The organism is Zoogloea sp. LCSB751 (assembly GCF_002028455.1).
In the GTDB taxonomy this organism is placed as follows: Bacteria; Pseudomonadota; Gammaproteobacteria; order Burkholderiales; family Rhodocyclaceae; genus Zoogloea.
In genome coordinates, this window is record NZ_MWUM01000068.1 from 1 (window position 1) to 1227 (window position 1227).

Annotated in this window: 1 protein-coding gene; it reads left to right on the forward strand. The window is 64.0% G+C overall.

Annotated elements, in window-relative coordinates; translation table 11 throughout:
- On the forward strand, positions 1-1227 hold a 1227-nt coding region (thiC, locus tag B4920_RS25745; RefSeq protein WP_139379637.1), incomplete at both ends, for a phosphomethylpyrimidine synthase ThiC.

A 1227-nucleotide genomic window follows, 5' to 3' on the forward strand; every position in this document is an offset into this window, starting at 1 on the left:
GCCCGCGGCCGCGCCATCATCCCCAACAACATCAACCATCCCGAGTCCGAGCCGATGATCATCGGCCGCAACTTCCTGGTGAAGATCAACGCCAACATCGGCAACTCGGCGCTCGGCTCCTCCATCAACGAGGAAGTGGACAAGATGACCTGGGCCACCCGCTGGGGCGGCGACACGGTGATGGACCTGTCCACCGGCAAGAACATCCACGAAACCCGCGAGTGGATCATCCGCAACAGCCCGGTGCCGATCGGCACCGTGCCCATCTACCAGGCCCTGGAAAAGGTGGACGGCAAGGCCGAGGAGCTGACCTGGGAGATCTTCCGCGACACGCTGATCGAACAGGCCGAGCAAGGCGTCGACTACTTCACCATCCACGCCGGCGTGCTCCTGCGCTACATCCCGATGACCGCCAACCGCATGACCGGCATTGTCAGCCGCGGCGGCTCGATCATGGCCAAGTGGTGCCTGGCGCACCACAAGGAAAGCTTCCTCTACACGCACTTCGAGGACATCTGCGAAATCATGAAGGCCTACGACGTAGCCTTCAGCCTCGGCGACGGCCTGCGCCCCGGCTCCATCTACGACGCCAACGACGCCGCGCAGCTGGGTGAGCTGGAAACCCTCGGGGAGCTGACCGACATCGCCTGGAAGCACGACGTACAGACCATCATCGAAGGTCCGGGCCACGTGCCGATGCACCTGATCAAGGAGAACATGGACCTGCAGCTGAAGCACTGCAAGGAAGCTCCGTTCTACACCCTCGGCCCGCTGACCACCGACATCGCCCCCGGCTACGACCACATCACCAGCGGCATCGGCGCCGCGATGATCGGCTGGTACGGCACCGCCATGCTGTGCTACGTGACCCCCAAGGAGCACCTGGGCCTGCCGGACAAGAACGATGTGAAGGAAGGCATCATCACCTACAAGCTGGCCGCCCACGCCGCCGACCTCGCCAAGGGCCACCCGGGCGCGCAGATCCGCGACAACGCGCTGTCCAAGGCCCGTTACGAGTTCCGCTGGGACGACCAGTTCAATCTGGGCCTGGACCCGGACAAGGCCAAGAGCTTCCACGACGAAACCCTGCCCAAGGAATCGGCCAAGGTCGCCCACTTCTGCTCCATGTGCGGCCCGCACTTCTGCTCGATGAAGATTACCCAGGACGTGCGCGACTTCGCGGCGAAGCAGGGCATCGGCGAGGATGAGGCCCTCAGCAAGGGCATG